Source organism: Streptomyces sp. NBC_00190 (assembly GCF_036203305.1).
In the GTDB taxonomy this organism is placed as follows: domain Bacteria; phylum Actinomycetota; class Actinomycetes; order Streptomycetales; family Streptomycetaceae; genus Streptomyces.
The window spans coordinates 2,987,986-3,006,843 of sequence record NZ_CP108131.1; the positions used below are offsets into that span (position 1 = coordinate 2,987,986).

Genomic DNA, 18,858 nt, shown 5'->3' on the forward strand with positions numbered 1-18,858 from the left:
GGGCGTGTAACAGGGGTTAGCGGGACCGCGGCCTGAGGGAATCACCGCGTCATGAACCACAACGCACCCCTCCCCCTCACCCACCTCACCGGCAGCCGCCCCCGCGTGCTGACCCTGGCCCAGCTGCGCGAGCACGGCGTCACCGCCTCCGACGCCGCCGGGCGGCCCTGGCAGCAGATCCTGCCCGGGGTGTTCCTGCTCCACCCGGGCCCCGCGACCAGCGAGGAGCGGCTGCACGCCGCGCTGCTCTACGCGGGACGGCGCGGCGGCGAGGCCATGATCACCGGGCTGGCGGCGCTCGCGCTGTACCGGTTCGCCTCCACGCCCCCGCTGCTCTCCCTCTCCCACATCGACGTGCTCGTGCCCGGCACCCGGCGGCTGCGCTCCACCGGGGACGTGCGCATCGTCCGCTCGCACGCCGCGCCGCGCCCCCAGGAGGTGACCGGACTGCCGGTGGCCCCCGCCGCGCGGGCCGTGGCCGACGCCGTCGCCCAGCTCTCCGACGCCGGCACCGTACGCCGTCTGCTCAGCGAGGCCGTGCGCGGCGGACACTGCGAACCGGCCGCCGTCGTACGGGAGCTGACGCTGGCCCGGCTGCTGAACCGCCCGCACGTCGTCGACGCCGTCGAGTCGCTCCTCGCGGAGGGCCGGGCCATGGCCGAGGACCGGCTCTACCACCTCGTACGGGGCTACGACCTGCCCGAGCCCGTGTGGAACGTGGACCTGCGGCTGCCCGGCGGCCCGCACCTCGGCGGGGTCGACGCGTACTGGCCCGAGCACTCCGTCGCCGTCGAGATCGACACCCGCGCCCCGCGTCAGGGCGAGGACGAGCAGTGGTCCGAGTGCGTGCGCAAGCGGGAGACGCTGGAGCGGCTCGGGGTGACCGTCATCCACATCACCCCGCGCAAGCTCTGCGACTGGCCGGAGCAGCAGGCCGCGGTCGTCCGGACCGCCCTGACGGCGTCCGGCGACCGCGAGCCCGCCGCCTATCTGGTGGTGCTCCCCCGGTGAGGCGGCAGCGGCGGATTGGCCGGGGAGTACTCCGGGGCGCTCCACCGCAGCCGCCCCGGATGCACGCTCTCCACCACCGATTCCACATGGAAGCGCACGCGCCGCTCCCCGTCGGCCCCGAACTCGGTCCGAGCCCGGCCGCTGAGCTGGAGCAGAGCGCCACTCTCCCAGTCCGGGAAGAGCAGCCCGGCCCGCGGATCGGCCGCCAGGTTGCCCAGCGTCAGGAACATGGCGTTGCCCGCATAGTCCGGCCAGGCCAGCTCCACCGGCGAGAGCACCTCCACGAAGCCCGGCAGCCCGCCCCGGTGACTGGCGTCGGCGCCGTCCGCCTCCGCCGTGGTGGCCACGAAGAAGGTGTCGGCCGCCCGGACCGCCCGCTGCTGGTCCGGGGTGAGGGTCCGCCCGTGCCGCACGACACCGGCTCCCTCGGCCACCAGGTCCAGCGGCTGCCTCTTCTGCAGGTACTTGGGGCAGTTGGCGAACACCTGCTCGGCCTGGACGGCGAAGCCGCGCGCGGTGACTTCGAGGGTCCCGTTCAGCCGCATCCGGCGCCGGGTGCGCGGGTCGAGCGCGATGGTGCCGACCCGGGTCCCGGCGGTGGCGAGCGCCTCCGCGAGCGGGTCGCCGGCCGGTAGTCCGCCGGCGACCGTGATCCGGTCCGGCCCGGTGGCCCGTACGAACCCCGGCGCGCCGGTGAGCAGCGAGGCCCACATCCGCCCCGCACCGTCGGCGGCCCCGACGACCAGGTGGGGCTGGAGCTCCAGGAAGGCCGCGGCGACGTCCCGGATGCCGGTGCCGATCGAGCGGCCCACGTGCTCGGCGAGGTCCCGTACGCCGACCTTTTCCTGCACGGCCAGCGAGCCCCGGTGATATGCCCCGCCCATTAGAAGAATCCGCAGGTCGGAGCCCCCGATGTGGGGGCTTCAGCGCCCTCGGCGCCGGTCGGTACGGAGATCTCCAGGCGAGTGCCGTCGGGGTCGTGGAAGAAGATGCCGCCGGAAGCCGCCCCTTCGCCGTGGGCCACGACCCCCTCGTACGCGAACTCCACGCCCAGCGACCGCAGCCGCTCCTCGTACTGCCGTACCTCCTCGATGGCGCCGGCCGAGAGCGCCAGGTGGTGCAGGCCGGCCGAGGCCGGGGCGAACGCGCCGCGAGCCTGCTGCCACAGGGTGAGGACGAGTTCTCCGTCCTGGCCGATGAAGGCGAAGCGGCGCTCTTCCTCCTTGCCCTCCCCCAGCACCTGGAAGCCGAGGGCGTCCCGGTAGAAGGCGAGCGAGCGGTCCAGATCGGTGACGTTCAGACCCACGTGGCCGGTGCGGAGCTTGCTGATGACGGACGTCATGGCGGTTCCTTCCCCAAGGCTGTTTAAACCGGATGGCCCTAACCTTCTAAATCGAGATTAAGGGTTAGAGCGGAGGGCGTCAACCGGTCACGTACCCTTGAGGGGTTAGCAGGAGTACGAGAGGGGTCGGAGACATGGCGGCGGCGGATCCACGACCCCTGACCGGAGAGCCGGTCGCCCTCGACCTGCTGAACACCCGCTGGATCGCGGACGGCGAACCCCTGGACCTCTTCGCGGGCGCCACCGGCCTCACCCGGGTCGAAGGGCTCGCGGTCTGGCTGGAGAGCACCGGCCTCGCCGGCCGCTTCCGCGCGGACGCGGCGACGCTCGTCCACCTGCTGACCGCCCGCGAGGCGCTGGCCCGCGCGGTGGCGGACCCGGCCGACGCGAGCGCGCGCGCCCTGGTCGACGCGGTACTGGAGCACGGCCGGATCCGGGCCACCCTGACCGCCGAAGGGCCGGGCGAGCGGACCGAGTTCGACGATCCGACCTGGGGCCCGGCCTGGACGGCCGCCCGGAACTACCTGGAACTGCTGGGCCACGCACCCGACCGGATCCGCAAGTGCGCCTCCGAATCGTGCGTCCTTCACTTCCACGACACCTCGCGCAACGGCACCCGGCGCTGGTGCTCCATGGCCGCCTGCGGAAACCGGGCCAAAGCCTCCCGCCACTACGCGCGCACGCGCGAGCGCTGAAACCCCGGAAGTTGTCACACTCGACCCCCGGTCGATCCCTGACAGAGCCCTGGTCCAGTCCTGACATGCAGTCGGGAAGTCGACAAATACACTCATCAGCCACTGGGTTCATCCAGTTCTGCCCCGGTACGGCCTCGCTGGCGGATATCCCGCACTGGCGAGAGTCCGCCATGACAGGTCTCGGTCAAGACAAGGCTCCCCAAAGAGCTGTCGCGTGAGGAAAGCTGACCGGTCATCCGGCACCGAAATCCGGACCGTTTCTTTCACTTACCAGGGATGCTGATGACCCTCGAATCCCCCAGCTCCATACCCGGGGCCAGACGCGCGGCGCGCGTCGCGGCCGCGGCCGGCCTGGTCGCCGCTCTCGCGGCCACCGGCGCCGCGCCCGTCTTCGCCGCCTCGGGCGCCGACAAGCCCGGCACCAACCCGGCCGTGAAGTCCGCCGATCAGAAGATCGGTTCGGCCGACGCAGAGCTGCTCCAGGAGGCGAAGGCCAAGGGTGACGCGACCGTCACCGTCATGGTCGCGACCGCCCCCGGCCAGACCAAGCAGGTGGCCGACCAGCTCGACGCCGTCCAGGGCGCCTCGGTGGGCCGGACGTACGACAAGCTCGGCTACGTGCGCGCCACCCTGCCCACCGGCAAGGCGGAGGCCGCGCTGAAGGCGGCGGCCAAGCTGTCCTCGGTGCACGGCATCGACCTGCGGCACGAGATCCAGCTGCCGGACCCGCGCCCCGACACCCACGGCGAGTCGGGCGCGGTCAAGAAGACCGCGGCCGAGACGTACGCGGCGCCGGACAAGAACACCCCGGCGAAGAACCCGTACAACCCGTCCTTCGAGACGGGCGCGGTCGACTTCGTCGCGAAGAACCCGCAGGCCGACGGCCGCGGCGTGACCATCGGCATCCTGGACTCGGGCGTCGACGTCAGCCACCCGGCCCTCCAGAAGACCACCACCGGCGAGCGCAAGATCGTCGACTGGGTGACCGCGACCGACCCGATCGCCGACGGCGACGCCACCTGGCGCGCCCAGATCACCCCGGTCACGTCCACCGGCGGCACCTTCACCGCGGGCGGCCAGAGCTGGAAGGCCCCGGAGGGCAGCTTCCAGTGGAGCCGCTTCAGCGAGTCGATCACCGCCAACGGTGACATGAAGGGCGACGTCAACCGGGACGGGGACACCACCGACCGGTTCGGCATGCTCTACGACGTCGCCGCCGGCACCGTCCGCGTCGACACCGACCAGGACGGCGACTTCACGAACAACGAGCCGATGAAGCCGTACAAGGACGGCTACCAGATCGGCTGGTTCGGCACGGACAACCCGGCGACCGACGTCGCCGAGCGCATCCCGTTCGTGATCGAGATCCGCAAGGACGTCCCGATGGACCCGCTGGGCGGTGACTGGGTCGGCAAGAAGGCCGACTTCGTCAACGTCGGCATCATCGAGTCCGAGCACGGCACGCACGTCGCCGGCATCACCGCCGCGAACAGCCTGTTCGGCGGCAAGATGAACGGCGAGGCGCCCGGCGCGAAGATCGTCTCCTCGCGCGCCTGCACCTGGTCCGGCGGCTGCACCAACATCGCGCTGACCGAGGGCATGATCGACCTCGTCGTCAACCGCGGCGTCGACATCATCAACATGTCGATCGGCGGCCTCCCGGCGCTGAACGACGGCAACAACGCGCGCTCCGAGCTCTACACGAACCTCATCGACACCTACGGTGTCCAGCTCGTCATCTCGGCGGGCAACGAGGGCCCCGGTGTCAACACCATCGGCGACCCCGGCCTCGCGGACAAGGTCATCTCCGTGGGTGCCGCCGTCTCCAAGGAGACCTGGGCCGCCAACTACGGCTCCGGCGTGACCAAGAAGTACAACATGTTCCCCTTCTCCTCGCGCGGTCCGCGTGAGGACGGCGGGTTCACCCCGACCATCACCGCCCCCGGCGCCTCGATCAACACGATCCAGACCTGGCTGCCCGGCGCCCCGGTGAAGGAGGCCGGCTACAACCTGCCGGCCGGTTACGGCATGCTCCAGGGCACCTCGATGTCCTCGCCGCAGGCGGCGGGCGCCAGCGCCCTGCTGATCTCGGCCGCCAAGCAGCAGAAGATCGCGCTGACCCCGGCGTCCCTGCGCACCGCGCTCACCAGCAGCGCGAAGAAGATCGAGGACGTCCCGGCGCACGCCCAGGGCTCGGGCCTCATCAACGTCATCGGCGCGTGGGAGTCCATCCAGCGCGGCGCGAAGGCCAACGACTTCACGGTCAAGGCGCCGGTCGACACCGCGATCGACCAGTTCCTGAAGAACCCGGGCTTCGGCACCGGCCTGTACGACCGCGAGGGCGGCCTCAAGGTCGGCCAGAAGAAGGTCTACAACGTCGTCGTCACCCGCACCACGGGCGTCAAGTACGGCACCCGGCACAACCTGAGCTGGCGCAACAACGACGGCACCTTCAAGGTCATCGGCGGCTACGACTACGTCACCCTGCCGCTGAACAAGCCCGTCACCATCAAGGTCGAGGCCAACGCCAAGTCGGGCGGCGTCCACAGCGGCATCCTGCAGCTGGACGACGAGACCACCGAGGGCATCGACAAGCAGATCCTGACGACCGTCGTCGCGGCGACCCCGCTGGCGACCCCGTCCTTCGCCCTGTCGGACACCTCCTCCGTGCAGCGCAACAGCCACAAGTCGTACTTCGTGACCGTCCCGGCGGGCGCGAAGACCCTTGAGGTCGCCCTCGGCGGTCTCGCGGCGGGCAGCCAGACGCGCTTCATCTCGATCCACCCGTACGGCGTGGGCGTCGAGGACAGCGCGACGACCCAGTGCTACCCGAACTACGACAACCCGGCGAACAAGTGCCGCCCCGACCTGCGCTCGTACGCCGACCCGCAGCCGGGCGTCTGGGAGATCGAGGTCGAGTCGCGCCGTACGTCGCCGCTGCTCGACAACCCGTTCAAGCTGGACGTCTCCGTGCTCGGCGCGGCCTTCAACCCCGAGGTCGCGGAACTGGCCGAGGTCAAGGTGGGCACCCCGGCGCCGGTCCAGTGGGCCATCAGGAACGAGGCTTCGGCCATCTCCGGCGGCAAGCTCCAGGGCGGCCAGCTGGGCTCCGCGAAGGTCGCCGTGCCGACCATCGCGACCGGTGAGACCCAGACCAGCGAGGTCACGATCGGCGCGGGCGTCTCCCGCCTCGACATCTCGATCGGCAAGGTCTCCGACACCGCCGCCGACCTCGACCTCGAGGTCTACAAGGACGGCGTCAAGGTCGGCTCCTCCGCCGACGGCGACTCCGAGGAGGCCGTGAGCCTGGCCGACCCGGCCGCAGGTACCTACACCGTCAAGGTGATCGGCTACGCGATCCCGTCCGGCTCCACCACGTACGACTACCGCGACGTGTACTTCTCGGACGCCCTGGGCAACGTCCTGGTCGACGACAGCGCCGCGGTGAACCTCGCCAACGGCGCCACCGCGACCGTCTCGGCGAACGTGCAGGTCAACGGCGCGGCCCCCGAAGGCCGGCGACTGTTCGGCCAGGTCCACCTGCTCAACGCCCGCGGCACCGCCGCCGGCACCGGCTACGTGAAGATCGAGAAGGTCAACCCGTAACGGCGACCGCCTGAAGGAGGGGCCGGTGCTCGCGACGAGCACCGGCCCCTTCGCGTTGCCCGCCGCCGGATGTTCCCCCTACGGTCCGCCGCGCCCGGATACCGGACATTCCGGATCGGCTGCCAACCCGCTCCGACCTGGTGAAACGGGCCTGCCAGGGTCGTGCGACACTCCCCTCCACACAGCCGTCGCGGGGTTCACATTCCGGACACCGTCCGTTCCTCGGACAATGGATTGGACAAGGCTCGTGGGGTCGAACGCATGATGGCTCCACGCGCGCCCGCGTCGTACGTACCAAAGGAGTCACCGTGAGGGTCGGAATCGTCGGAGCCACCGGACAGGTCGGCGGAGTCATGCGCGGCATCCTCGCCGAGCGGAAGTTCCCGGTGGACGAGCTGCGGCTGTTCGCCTCGGCCCGTTCCGCGGGCTCCACCCTCGAATGGGAGGGCCGGGAGATCACCATCGAGGACGCGTCCACGGCCGACTACTCCGGCCTGGACATCGTGCTCTTCTCCGCGGGCGGCGCCACCTCCAGGGTCCTCGCCGAGAAGGTCGCCTCGCAGGGCGCCGTCGTGATCGACAACTCCTCCGCCTGGCGCGGCCACCCCGAGGTCCCCCTCGTCGTCTCCGAGGTCAACCCGCACGCGGTTCGCAACCGCCCCAAGGGCATCATCGCGAACCCGAACTGCACGACCATGGCCGCGATGCCGGTGCTGCGCCCGCTCCACGAAGAGGCCGGCCTGTCCGCGATGATCGCGACCACCTACCAGGCCGTGTCGGGCTCGGGCCTGGCCGGTGTCGCCGAGCTCAAGGGCCAGGCCTGCGCGGTCTCCGAGGCCGCCGACCAGCTGACCTTCGACGGCGGCGCGGTGGACTTCCCGGAGCCGGCCGTCTACAAGCGGCCCATCGCCTTCAACGTCGTCCCGCTCGCGGGCTCGATCGTGGACGACGGGTCCTTCGAGACCGACGAGGAGCAGAAGCTCCGCAACGAGTCCCGCAAGATCCTGGAGATCCCGGAGCTCAAGGTCTCGGGCACCTGCGTGCGCGTGCCGGTCTTCTCCGGCCACTCCCTCCAGATCAACGCCCGGTTCGACCGCCCGATCAGCGTCGAGCGCGCCTACGAGCTGCTGAAGGACGCTCCGGGCGTCGAGCTGTCGGAGATCCCGACCCCGCTCCAGGCCGCCGGCAAGGACGCCTCGTACGTGGGCCGCATCCGCTCCGACGAGACGGTCGACAACGGCCTCGCGCTGTTCCTCTCGAACGACAACCTGCGCAAGGGCGCGGCCCTGAACGCGGTCCAGATCGCCGAGCTCGTCGCCGAGGAGCTCCGCGGCTGATCCCGGTCGTACGGCTGAGGGGCGGCACCGTGACGGTGCCGCCCCTCAGCCGTGTCAGGGCCTGCGCACCTCGAAGAGGAAGCAGCCGAACTCGACGGCCCGCACGTGCACGAGGGCCACCTCGGGATCGGCGAACGCCTCGTCGAGGGCGCGGTCGACGACGCCGTCCGGCTCCTCGCCGAGTTCCAGCACCCGGCCCCCGAGGATGTGCCCCCGGGCGCTGTACCGCCGGGCGGTGCGCCGCACGCCCGGCCCGGCGAACGGATACGCTCCGCCGCCCGCCGGACCGCCGCAGTCCTCCGCGTGGATGAAGACGGGCCCCTGCTCGTCGTACGCGCCCGGGTCCGCGCCGGCCGCGGCGGCCCAGCGCCGCAGTGGTGCGTACGAGACGAGCGCGATCCGCTCACCGGCGGCACTCGGCCGCAGGCAGCACCTCAGCGGCGCGCCGCCCTCCTCGTCGGTGTACGGGACGCGGCCGCGCCCCGCGTCGTCACGTGCCCGGAGCTCCGCGAGCGCCGCCGCCCCGATGGGCCTTGCCTTATGTCCGATGCTCATGCCCACCAGGGTCCCCGCGGGCGGCGGCCCTGTCCGGCAGGTTTCCGACCTCGCGTTCGCCCGTGGATTACTCCGCCACGGTGGCCCGGGCCTCGTGGAAAGATGACGGACACCGTCACCATCGAAGGAGATGAACGCGTGCCAGGCACGAATCTCACCCGTGAAGAGGCTCAGCAGCGGGCAAAGCTGCTGACCGTCGACTCCTACGAGATCGAACTCGATCTCAGCGGCGCGCAGGAGGGCGGCACGTACCCGTCCGTGACCACCGTGCGCTTCCAGTCGGCCGAGGCCGGGGCCGAGACCTTCATCGACCTGGTCGCCCCGGCCGTGCACGAGGTCGTCCTGAACGGCAAGGCGCTGGACGTCGCCGCCGTCTTCCGGGACTCCCGCATCGCGCTGGCGGGTCTCGCCGCCGGATCGAACGAGCTCCGGGTCGTCGCGGACTGCGCGTACACCAACACCGGCGAGGGCCTGCACCGCTTCGTCGACCCGGTCGACCAGCAGGCCTACCTGTACACCCAGTTCGAGGTGCCGGACGCGCGGCGGGTCTTCGCCAGCTTCGAGCAGCCCGACCTGAAGGCCACGTTCCAGTTCACCGTGACGGCCCCCGAGGGCTGGACGGTCATCTCGAACTCGCCGACGCCGGAGCCCAAGGACCGGGTGTGGGCCTTCGAGCCGACCCCGCGCATCTCCTCGTACATCACCGCGCTGATCGTCGGCCCGTACCACGCCGTGCACAGCTCCTACGAGGGCCGGGACGGTCAGTCCGTGCCGCTCGGCATCTACTGCCGCCCCTCGCTCGCCGAGTTCCTCGACGCGGACGAGATCTTCGACGTGACGCGGCAGGGCTTCGACTGGTTCCAGGAGAAGTTCGCGTACGACTACCCGTTCGCCAAGTACGACCAGCTCTTCGTGCCGGAGTTCAACGCGGGCGCCATGGAGAACGCGGGCGCGGTCACCATCCGCGACCAGTACGTCTTCCGCTCGAAGGTGACGGACGCGTCGTACGAGCTGCGCGCGGAGACCATCCTGCACGAGCTCGCCCACATGTGGTTCGGCGACCTCGTGACCATGGAGTGGTGGAACGACCTGTGGCTGAACGAGTCGTTCGCCACCTACACCTCGATCGCCTGCCAGGCCTACGCGGAGGGCTCGAAGTGGCCGCATGCGTGGACCACCTTCGCCAACTCCATGAAGACCTGGGCGTACCGGCAGGACCAGCTGCCGTCCACCCACCCGATCATGGCGGACATCCGTGACCTGGACGACGTCCTGGTCAACTTCGACGGCATCACGTACGCCAAGGGCGCCTCGGTGCTCAAGCAGCTCGTCGCCTACGTCGGCATCGAGCCCTTCTTCAAGGGCGTGCAGGCGTACTTCAAGGCGCACGCGTTCGGGAACACGCGCCTGTCCGACCTGCTCGGCGCCCTGGAGGAGACCTCCGGCCGCGACCTGACCGCCTGGTCGCAGGCGTGGCTGGAGACCGCCGGCATCAACATCCTGCGGCCGGAGATCACCACCGACGCCGCCGGTGTCATCACCGCCTTCGCCGTCCGCCAGGAGGCCCCGGCCCTGCCGGCGGGTGCGAAGGGCGAGCCGGTCCTGCGCCCGCACCGGATCGCGATCGGCCTGTACGAGCTCCAGGACGGCCGCCTCGTGCGCACCGACCGGATCGAGCTGGACATCGACGGCGCGCTGACGGCGGTGCCGGAGCTCGTGGGCCGCACCCGGCCGGCCGTCGTGCTGCTCAACGACGACGACCTGTCGTACGCGAAGGTCCGCCTGGACGAGGCCTCCCTCGCCAACGTCACCGCGCACCTCGGCGACTTCACCGAGTCCCTGCCGCGCGCGCTGTGCTGGGCGTCGGCCTGGGACATGACGCGCGACGGCGAGCTCGCCACCCGCGACTACCTGGCGCTGGTCCTCACGGGCATCGCCAAGGAGTCCGACATCGGCGTCGTCCAGTCGCTGCACCGTCAGGTGAAGCTCGCCGTCGACCTGTACGCCGACCCGGCGTGGCGCGAAGAGGGCCTGGCGACCTGGACCGAGGCCACGCTGGAGCACCTGCGCGCGGCCGAGCCGGGCAGCGACCACCAGCTGGCGTGGGCTCGTGCCTTCGCGGCCACGGCCCGCACCGAGGGCCAGCTGACCTACCTTTCGGCGCTGCTGGACGGCGCGGCCGAGATCGAGGGCCTGGTCGTCGACACCGAGCTGCGCTGGGCGTTCCTGGAGCGCCTCGCCGCGACGGGTGTCGCCGGTGAGGCGGCCATCGCGGCCGAGGTGGAGCGGGACTCCACGGCGGCGGGCGAGCGCCACGCGGCGACCGCCCGGGCCGCGCTCCCGACGGCGGAGGCCAAGGCCGGGGCGTGGGCCTCGGTGGTGGAGTCCGCCGACCTGCCGAACGCGGTGCAGGAGGCCGTGATCGGCGGCTTCGTCCAGAGCGACCAGCGCGAGCTGCTGGCCCCGTACGCCGAGAAGTACTTCGCGGCGGTCAAGGGGGTCTGGGAGACCCGCAGCCACGAGATCGCCCAGCAGATCGCGGTGGGCCTGTACCCGTCCCTGCTGGTCTCCCAGGAGACTCTGGACGCCACGGACGCCTGGCTGGCCTCGGCCGAGCCGAACGCGGCCCTGCGCCGCCTGGTCTCGGAGTCCCGCTCGGGCGTCGAGCGTGCGCTGAAGGCCCAGGCGGCCGACGCGGCCGCCGCTGCCGCTCAGGTCTAGGGGCCCCGAACCCCCGCGCCTCAAACGCCGGCGAGGCTGGAAGATCCAGCCCGCCCGGCGTTTGAGGGCACGGGCGCGGAGCGCACGTACGGGGTCCGGGGCGGAGCCGCGGGGAAACGGCGAAAGGGCGGAGCGGGGAGACGGCTCCGCGCAGCGGCGGCCCGCACCCCGCGGTCGGGGTCCGGCGGGCGCGCAGGCGTCACCGCCGGGCCGACGCCGCCTCGCGCAGGGCCGTCAGGACGTGGGCCAGCGCGGGAGCGGACTCGGCGCCGCGCCGGACCGCCGCGATCACGTGCCGGGTCGGGCGGTCACCGGCGAGCACCCGTACCACTGCCCCCGAGGCACGGCTCGACACCATGCGGGGGACCAGCGCCACGCCCATCCCCGCCTCGACCATGGCCAGGATCGCGGTCCAGCCGGACGCCGAGTGCGCCTGCTCTGGGACGAAGCCCGCGGCCTCGCAGGCACCCCGGGCGATCTCCGACCAGGGGTCGCTGCCCCCGTAGATCCAGGGGTCGCCGGACAGGTCCGCCAGCCGCAGCTCCGGCGCGGCCGCCAGCGGATGGCCCGGCGGGAGCGCCACGTCCAGCGGGTCCTCCAGGAGCGGCACCCGGGTGAACCGGGGATCCCGGGCGGTCGGTGCGTGGGCCGCCAGTGACAGCGCCACGTCCACGGCTCCGGCCGACAGCAGCTCGTACGACTCCGCCGCCTCCGTCTCCCGCACCCGGATCTCCACCCCGGGGTGCGACCGCCGCAGCGCCGCCACCGCCGGAACGACGAGCGCCGGCACTGCGGTGGAGAAGGCGCCGACCCGCACCTCCCCCGCGTCCCCGGCGAGATAGTCGGCCAGTTCCGCGTCGGCCCGCTCCAGCTGCGCGAACACCGCCTCCACGTGCCGCAGTACGAGATGCGCGGCGTCGGTGAGACGGACCCTGCGGCCCTGCGCCTCCAGCAGCACCACCCCCAGCTGGCGGGCGAGGTTCGTCAGCTGCTGCGAAACGGCCGAGGGCGTCATGTGCAGCGCCTCGGCCGTCGCGGTCACGGTCCCCTGTTCGGCGAGGGTCCGCAGGATCCGCAGCTTCTTGATGTCCCACTCGGTCATGGGCCCGAACCTACCGCCGGGCACCCAGGCCCACTCCGCCCAGGATCAGCGCCATGCAGAGCAGCTGCGCCGGTCCGGTCGCCTCGCCGAGGAGCAGGAAGCCGAGGATCGCCACGCAGACCGGCTGGAGGTAGTAGACGACTCCGGCACGGGCCGCTCCGATGATCGAGATGGCCTTGTTCCAGGCGAAGAAGGCGACCGCCGAGGAGAACACGCCGACGTACAGGAGGGGTCCGACCGTTCCGGCGGTGAGCTCGAACCCGCCCTGGACGGAGAGGGAGACGGCGTAGACCGGTGCCAGCATCAGCGCGCCGAGCACGAAGGTGGTGATCAGGAAGGCCAGGCCGCCCAGTTCGGCGGGCTTGCGCTTGAGCAGTGCGCTGTACGTGGCGAAGGAGAGGGCGGCGGCGAACATCCACAGGTCTCCGGCACCGAAGTCGAAGCCGAGGGAGCCGTCGCCGACCAGCAGCAGCACGCCGAGGGCGGCGAGCAGCAGGCCCAAGGTGCGCCGGGCGCCGAGCCGTTCGCCGCCGAGGCGGGCGTAGAGCGCCATGACGACCGGCGAAGCGGCCATGATCATGCCCATGTTGGAGGCGGAGGTGGTCAGGCCGGCCTGGTGCACGAGGGTGTTGTAGAGGGCGACGCCGAACAGGGCGGCGAGGGCGATGAAGCCGAGGTGCTTGACGATCAGGGCCCGCTGCTGCCAGGCCTGACGGGCGGCGAAGGGGGCGACCGCGAGGGTGGCGATGATCCAGCGCCAGAAGACCGCCTGGACGGGCGGAACGCTGTCGGCCATCCCCCGGGTGGCGACGAAGCTGCCGGACCAGACGACCGTCGCGAGCAGGGCGAGGAGTACGCCGAGTCCGGCCGCCCCCTTCTTCCCCGGCGCTGCCGGCTTGCCTTGCGAAACGGCGCGGACGCGGTCCATGACGGCCACTGTGTGTTTCCCCCTCGGGGTCGTTGTCCGTTGTCGAGGGGACTACCGTCGCACCCGCTCATCGCCCAGGTCCATCGAAATGTTTCGATCGATCTGTTCAGCTGAACTGAAAGATTCCGCCTTCCCGGCCGTACGGGCGGCAGCGAGCTGACCGGCGACGGTGGCTCCGAAGGCGATCGCCATGCCCACCAGCTGTACCGGGGTCAGCGCCTGCCCGAGGGCGGCCCAGCCGATGACGGCGGCGGTGAGCGGGGAGAGCGGCGAGAGCAGGGTGACCGAGGTGGCGCTGAGCTGCCCGATGCCGCGGAACCAGAGCCAGTACGCGATACCGGTGTTGATCAGCATCATGTAGCCGTAGCCGAGGAAGGCCTTGCCGTCGAGCACGGGCGGCGCCCCTTCGACGAGCGCGGCGACCGGGATGATGACCAGACCGCCCGCGACGAGCTGCCATCCGGCCACGGCCAGCGGGCCCACGCCCTCGGGGCGGCCCCAGCGCTTGGCCATGACCGTGCCCGCGCCCATGGAGGCGGAGGAGATCACGCCGGCGACGATGCCGACGAGGTCGAGTCTGGCCTCGGCGGTGAGGACGACCATGCTCACGCCGAACGCCCCCGCGACGGCGGCGAGTACGGTGCGCAGTCTCGCCCGTTCCCCGAGGACGAGGGCGGCGAGTCCTATGACGAACAGCGGGCCGACGGAGCCGAGCACGGCCGCGACCCCGCCGGGCAGGCGGTAGGCGGAGAGGAACAGCAGTGGGAAGAAGGCGCCGATGTTGAGGGTGCCGAGGACGGCGGACCTCCACCACCACCGGCCCTGGGGCAGGGTGCGGGCCAGGGCGGTCAGCAGCAGTCCGGCGGGCAGGGCCCGCATCACCCCGGTGAACAGGGGCCGGTCGGGCGGGAGCAGCTCGGTGGCCACGAAGTAGGTCGAACCCCAGGAGACGGGGGCGAGGGCGGTCAGGGCGACGGTGGCGAAACGCTTCATGGTGATGGCTCCTCGATCGGGTGAGGAAGAGGGGAGGGAGGAAGGAGAAGGAGGAACGGCGGGAGCGGCTCAGGCGGCGGCGTGCGCCGGCACGCGCGGGGCGGCGGCCGACGGCTGCGCGTACACGGCCCCGGCGGGCAGGTGCCGTTCCAGCCGGAGCAGCGCGAGGGCGGCGCCGAGCGCGGCGACGGTCAGGACGGCCCAGGGCAGGCGGCCGTCGACCGAGAGCAGCGCGGTGAAGAGGGAGGGCGCCAGGGCGCCGGCCAGCGAGTAGGACAGCTGGTAGGTGGCCAGGTAGCGGCCGCGGACGGCTTCGGGTGCCGCGGAGACCGACAGGGCGCCCCCGGAGGGGCTGTGCACCAGTTCGCCGACGGTGTAGACGACGACGATGAACAGCAGGGCGACGAGTGTGACGCCCTGGCCGGGGCGGAGCGTCCCGAGCACGATCTGCCCGACGAAGGCGGCGGCGAAGAGCAGTGCGCCGAGGGCCGCGGAGCGGGTGCGGCGGGCGCCGGAGCGGCGGACCCGGCCCGCGATCAGGACGCCGACACCCGCGCACAGGACGGTGTTGACGGTGAACGCGGCTCCGGTGAGGGAGTCGGGGGCCGTCAGCCAGGTGGAGAGGTAGAGCGGGAAGAGCACGGAGAGGGCGGAGTACCCCAGCGCGGTGAGGAAGTTGGCGGCGGTGAGCCCGAGGAAGGGCCGGTCCCGCAGCACCGTCCGGTAGCCGGCGGGCGCCCGCCCCGGGGCGCCGGCCGCGGCCGCGCGCACCGGGCGGACCCGGCCGACGAGCAGTCCGGCGAGGGCGAAGGCCAGGGAGTTGGCCCAGGCGGTGTACGTGAATCCGCCGGTGCCCCACAGCGCCAGCACCCCGGACACGAGCAGGGCGCCCGCGCCCATCCCGGCGTTCTGCAGGGCCCGGGTGGAGGCCTGGAGCCGGTCGCGGGCGGCGCCGTGCGCGACCTCCCCGATCAGGGACTGCTGGACGACGCCGAAGGACCGGTCGGCGAGGGCGGTGACGAGGGCGACCGCGGCGAAGGCGGGCAGGGAGCCCGCGAGGGGATAGAGGGCGAAGCCGAGCGCCCGTATCCCGTAGAGCACCAGGTTGACGTTCTTGGCGCCGAACCGGTCGACGGCCGTGCCGGCCAGCGGCATGAAGGCCAGCCCGGCCACCCCGGTGACGGTCATGACCAGGCCGACCAGGGTGAAGGAGAGCCCCGTCACGTGGTGGAAGAAGACCAGCGAGAACGGGACGTACATGCCGATCCCGACCGAGCTGATCCCGATGCCGAGGAGCAGGGACCGCTCCCCCGCCACCCGTACCTCGCCGACTGCCTTCATGTCGTCCCCCCACCAGAATCGCTTGCTTGAAAGTAGCTTAGCCTTAAGCTACTTTTCGTCAAGCTACTTTCTTGCGAACGACCGATCGGAGCCGGATACTCCAGCCATGAAGGACGAGAAGGACGAGAAGGACGCCGTCGACGCGATCATCGGGCAGTGGGCCGTGGTGCGCCCCGACCTGGAAACGGCCCCCATGGCCGTCTTCGGCCGCATCTACCGGATCGCCAGGGCCATGGGCGACGCGATGGAGGAGGCCTACGGCCGCTACGGCGTCTCGCGCGGGGAGTTCGACGTCGTCGGTACGCTGCGCCGCTCCGGGGCGCCGTACACGCTCTCGCCCCGCCAGCTGTCGGCCACGCTCATGCTCACCACGGGCGGCATGACCGGGCGTCTGGACAAGCTGGAGAAGGCCGGGCTGCTCTGCCGCAAGCCCGATCCCCACGACCGGCGCGGGCTCCAGGTCACGATCACCGACCGGGGCCTCGCCCTCATCGACGAGGCCGTCTCCGCCGGCCTGGAGGTACAGCGCGCCGCGCTCACCGGCCTCAGCGACGAGGAGGTCAAGGTGCTCACCGGCCTGCTCCGCAAGCTGATGGCCGGGGTCTGAGGACACGACAAGGCGCCGAGGGTCGCCACACGGCCGATCGTGTCGGTCGTGCGGACCCCCGGCGCCCGGAAGTCATGCGGTCCGGCCCGCCGGGCCGGACCGGGTCAGCCTTGCTGCTGCTTGTGCGACTTGTCGAGGACCATCACGAGGCCCGTGATGACCAGGAAGAGCACGATCGGCAGGGCCACGTACAGGCCGAGCGTCTGGCCGATGCTCAGGCCCGTGCCCGGGTCGTCGCCGTCGTCACGGGTCAGCGCCAGGGCGGGAGACGTCATCAGCAGCATCATCAGCGTCGTTCCGGCCGTGACGGCGCCGGCGCGCAGAGCGTTCTTCTTGTCCACGGTGCAAACGTAGCGAACAGCCGAACGGGCCGCGCGCCCGGGGGTGCCGTACGGGGTCACCCGTCCTCGCCGCCCCTCTTTCCCGCCCCTCCTCCCCGCCCTCCTCGTCACCCCTCCTCGGCGAGCCCCTTCCGTACCGCGCTCAGCAGGGCGTTCGCCCGTGGCGAGGCGGTCAGCTCCTCCAGGGTCAGCGGGCGCCCCGTGGCATCGGCGACCGGGAGCCGCCAATTGGGGTACTGGTCCCAGGTGCCCGGCAGGTTCTGCGGCCGCCGGTCCCCCACCGCGTCCGGCAGCCAGACGCCGACCAGCCGCGCGGGCGTGCGCAGCAGGAAGGCGTACAGGGCCCGTACGGCGGCCTCCTCGCCCTTGGCGTCCAGGCCGAGGTGGTCCAGTACGGCCAGCCACTCGGCGGTGTCGGCGGCGTCCTCGGCCCGTTCCAGCCCGACCTCGCGGGTCAGCAGCCCGAGCCGGTGGCGCAGTTCCACGTGGCTGCCGGCGAGCTTGGCGGCCGTGGGCGGGAGATCGTGGGTGGTGGCGGTGGCCAGGCAGTCGGCCCGCCAGTCCCGCGGGGCGAGGGGGTTCCCGCCGCCGGCCCAGTCCCGCTCGAACCAGAGCACCGAGGTCCCGAGCACCCCGCGCCGTGCCAGCGCCCGGCGCACCCGCGGCTCCACCGTGCCCAGGTCCTCGCCGATGACCAGGGCCCCGGCGCGATGGGCCTCCAGCACCAGGATCGCCAGCATGGCCTCGCCGTCGTAGCCGACGTACGTGCCTTCGGCGGGCGTGCTCCCCTCCGGGATCCACCAGAGCCGGAACAGGCCCATGACGTGGTCGATCCGCAGGGCGCCCGCGTACCGGAACACCCCGCGCAGCAGGGCCCGGAAGGGTGCGAAACCGGTGGCCGCCAGCCGGTCCGGGCGCCATGGGGGCAGGCCCCAGTCCTGGCCGCGCGCGTTGAAGGCGTCCGGCGGGGCCCCGACGGAGATGCCTCGGGCGTGGAAGGGTCCGGTACGGGCGTCCGAGCCGTCGGGATGCACCCCGACGGCCAGGTCGTGCACGATGCCGACGGCCATGCCGGCCTCCCGGGCGGCCTGCTGGGCGGCGGCGAGCTGAGTGTCGGTCAGCCAGACCAGCCAGCGGTGGAAGTCGAGCCGCTGACCGGGGTCCTCGCCGGCCGCCGCCGCGCACCACGCGGCGTGCTTGTCCAGCGGCGGACCCTGCCCGGCGCGGAACTCGCCGTAGGCGGCCTCCCGTTCGGGCGTGCGCGGGACGGCGTACAGCAGCTCCAGGGCGGCCCGCTTGAGCGCCCAGACGGCGTCCCGGTCGATCAGCGCGCCCTTCTCCAGCACCTCGCGGCGCAGCTCACCGCCCCGGGCGGCGAGTTCGGCGAGGGCCCCGCGGTCGGGGCAGCGGGCGTACTCGGGCACGTCCTCGACGCGCAGGTGGACCGGGTCGGGGAAGCGGCGGGAGGAGGGCCGGTAGGGGGACGGGTCGGTCGGGGTGCCGGGCACGGCCGCGTGCAGCGGGTTGACCTGGATGAAGCCGGCGCCGTGGGTGTGTCCGGCCCACCGCGCGAGGTCGGCGAGGTCGCCCAGGTCGCCCATGCCCCAGGAGCGCTCCGAGAGGAGGGAGTAGAGCTGGACGAGCAGCCCGTGGGTGCGCTCGGGCGCGGCGGGGGCCCGGTCCGGGGCCGCGATCAGGGTGGCTTCGGCGGTGCGGCCGTCGGGCAGGGTGGCGGTCATGCCGTGGACGCCCAGGGGCAGCCCGTCGGGCAGCGGCTCCCCGGGGCCGGTCAGCCACTCGGCGGCCGCGTGCGGCGCCTCGTCCGGTACGCCCCGTGCCTCGTCCGGTGCCTCGTCCGGTACCTCCTGCGGCTCCAGGCGGATCCGGGTACCGGGCGGCAGGGCGGCCAGCGCGGACGGCGGCGGTTCGCCCGCCCAGCACACCAGCACGGACGGGAGCAGCCGGGTCTCGGCCTCCCGCTGCGCGTCGGCGAGGTGCCGGCGGACGTCCTCGGGGGTGTCGGTGGCCATGCCGAGCAGCCCGAGCACGGTGGCGACCGTGGCCCGCGGGACCTGGACGGTGACGTCCGCGGCGGGCTGGTAGGCGGTGGCGATGCCGTGCAGGGCCGCGAGCCGGGCCAGGTCGTCCATCTACGGGCACTCCTTCGTGCGTGATGGTGGGTCAGAAGGTTGTACAGCTGCGGTGTTCACCGCTCCTAGCCGAGTGGGCGCTCCGCGACCCCGTTCACCCAAACGAGATACCCGAGGGCCGACCGGCCA

15 protein-coding genes are annotated in these 18,858 nt (G+C 72.3%); 6 read left to right on the plus strand and 9 right to left on the minus strand.

Going from position 1 to position 18,858, the window contains the following annotated elements; genetic code table 11:
- Positions 1-51 precede the first annotated feature (51 nt).
- Positions 52-1,011, plus strand: coding sequence for a hypothetical protein (locus tag OG429_RS14520; RefSeq protein WP_328925745.1), 960 nt, complete (start codon positions 52-54; stop codon positions 1,009-1,011).
- Here OG429_RS14520 and OG429_RS14525 read toward each other — a convergent pair.
- Together OG429_RS14525 and OG429_RS14530 are read right to left on the minus strand one after the other, a co-directional pair.
- Positions 987-1,895: a pyridoxamine 5'-phosphate oxidase family protein gene (locus OG429_RS14525; RefSeq protein WP_328925746.1), complete on the minus strand. Its 909-nt coding sequence runs from the start codon at positions 1,893-1,895 to the stop codon at positions 987-989. The genes OG429_RS14520 and OG429_RS14525 overlap by 25 nt on opposite strands.
- Positions 1,895-2,353 (minus strand): VOC family protein, encoded by a 459-nt coding sequence (locus tag OG429_RS14530; protein WP_328925747.1) that lies wholly within the window; start codon positions 2,351-2,353, stop codon positions 1,895-1,897. Before OG429_RS14530 ends, OG429_RS14525 begins: the two co-directional genes overlap by 1 nt.
- Before the next feature lie 134 nt (positions 2,354-2,487).
- On the opposite strand from OG429_RS14530, the gene OG429_RS14535 reads away from it, so the two are divergent.
- The 3 genes from OG429_RS14535 (at position 2,488) to OG429_RS14545 (ending at position 7,991) form a co-directional block, all read left to right on the plus strand.
- The gene (locus tag OG429_RS14535) at positions 2,488-3,048 is read left to right on the plus strand and encodes a CGNR zinc finger domain-containing protein (RefSeq protein ID WP_328925748.1); all 561 of its coding nucleotides are present in this window, start codon (positions 2,488-2,490) and stop codon (positions 3,046-3,048) included.
- Between the two features lie 282 nt (positions 3,049-3,330).
- On the plus strand, positions 3,331-6,654 hold the full coding sequence (locus tag OG429_RS14540; protein WP_328925749.1) for a S8 family serine peptidase: 3,324 nt from the start codon (positions 3,331-3,333) through the stop codon (positions 6,652-6,654).
- A gap of 308 nt (positions 6,655-6,962) precedes the next feature.
- Complete coding sequence (locus tag OG429_RS14545; protein ID WP_328925750.1) at positions 6,963-7,991, plus strand: aspartate-semialdehyde dehydrogenase; 1,029 nt, start codon at positions 6,963-6,965, stop codon at positions 7,989-7,991.
- A gap of 54 nt (positions 7,992-8,045) precedes the next feature.
- Here the strand turns inward: OG429_RS14545 and OG429_RS14550 are convergent, their stop codons facing one another.
- Positions 8,046-8,546, minus strand: a complete 501-nt coding sequence (locus tag OG429_RS14550; protein ID WP_328925751.1) for a DUF1203 domain-containing protein — start codon at positions 8,544-8,546, stop codon at positions 8,046-8,048.
- A gap of 138 nt (positions 8,547-8,684) precedes the next feature.
- Here OG429_RS14550 and pepN point away from each other — a divergent pair, with 138 nt between their 5' ends.
- Positions 8,685-11,267 carry an aminopeptidase N gene (gene pepN / locus OG429_RS14555; RefSeq protein ID WP_328925752.1) on the plus strand — a complete coding sequence of 861 codons (2,583 nt, stop codon included), beginning with the start codon at positions 8,685-8,687 and terminating at the stop codon, positions 11,265-11,267.
- Between the two features lie 199 nt (positions 11,268-11,466).
- Here pepN and OG429_RS14560 read toward each other — a convergent pair whose 3' ends face one another.
- The 4 genes from OG429_RS14560 to OG429_RS14575 form a co-directional block, all read right to left on the minus strand.
- Positions 11,467-12,369, minus strand: a complete 903-nt coding sequence (locus OG429_RS14560) for a LysR family transcriptional regulator (protein ID WP_328925753.1) — start codon at positions 12,367-12,369, stop codon at positions 11,467-11,469.
- A 10-nt stretch (positions 12,370-12,379) separates the two neighbouring features.
- Entirely contained in the window at positions 12,380-13,306 is a 927-nt protein-coding gene (locus OG429_RS14565; protein ID WP_405921404.1) for a DMT family transporter, read from the minus strand.
- A gap of 42 nt (positions 13,307-13,348) precedes the next feature.
- The gene (locus OG429_RS14570) at positions 13,349-14,290 is read right to left on the minus strand and encodes an EamA family transporter (protein WP_328925755.1); all 942 of its coding nucleotides are present in this window, start codon (positions 14,288-14,290) and stop codon (positions 13,349-13,351) included.
- A gap of 69 nt (positions 14,291-14,359) precedes the next feature.
- Positions 14,360-15,631: an MFS transporter gene (locus tag OG429_RS14575; RefSeq protein ID WP_328925756.1), complete on the minus strand. Its 1,272-nt coding sequence runs from the start codon at positions 15,629-15,631 to the stop codon at positions 14,360-14,362.
- A 106-nt stretch (positions 15,632-15,737) separates the two neighbouring features.
- On the opposite strand from OG429_RS14575, the gene OG429_RS14580 reads away from it, so the two are divergent.
- A complete protein-coding gene (locus tag OG429_RS14580) occupies positions 15,738-16,238 on the plus strand; it encodes a MarR family winged helix-turn-helix transcriptional regulator (protein ID WP_328925757.1) in 501 nt (166 codons plus the stop codon).
- A 104-nt stretch (positions 16,239-16,342) separates the two neighbouring features.
- Here the strand turns inward: OG429_RS14580 and OG429_RS14585 are convergent, their stop codons facing one another.
- Complete coding sequence (locus tag OG429_RS14585) at positions 16,343-16,579, minus strand: hypothetical protein (RefSeq protein ID WP_328925758.1); 237 nt, start codon at positions 16,577-16,579, stop codon at positions 16,343-16,345.
- A gap of 107 nt (positions 16,580-16,686) precedes the next feature.
- A complete protein-coding gene (locus OG429_RS14590; protein WP_328925759.1) occupies positions 16,687-18,729 on the minus strand; it encodes a 4-alpha-glucanotransferase in 2,043 nt (680 codons plus the stop codon).
- Positions 18,730-18,858 lie beyond the last annotated feature (129 nt).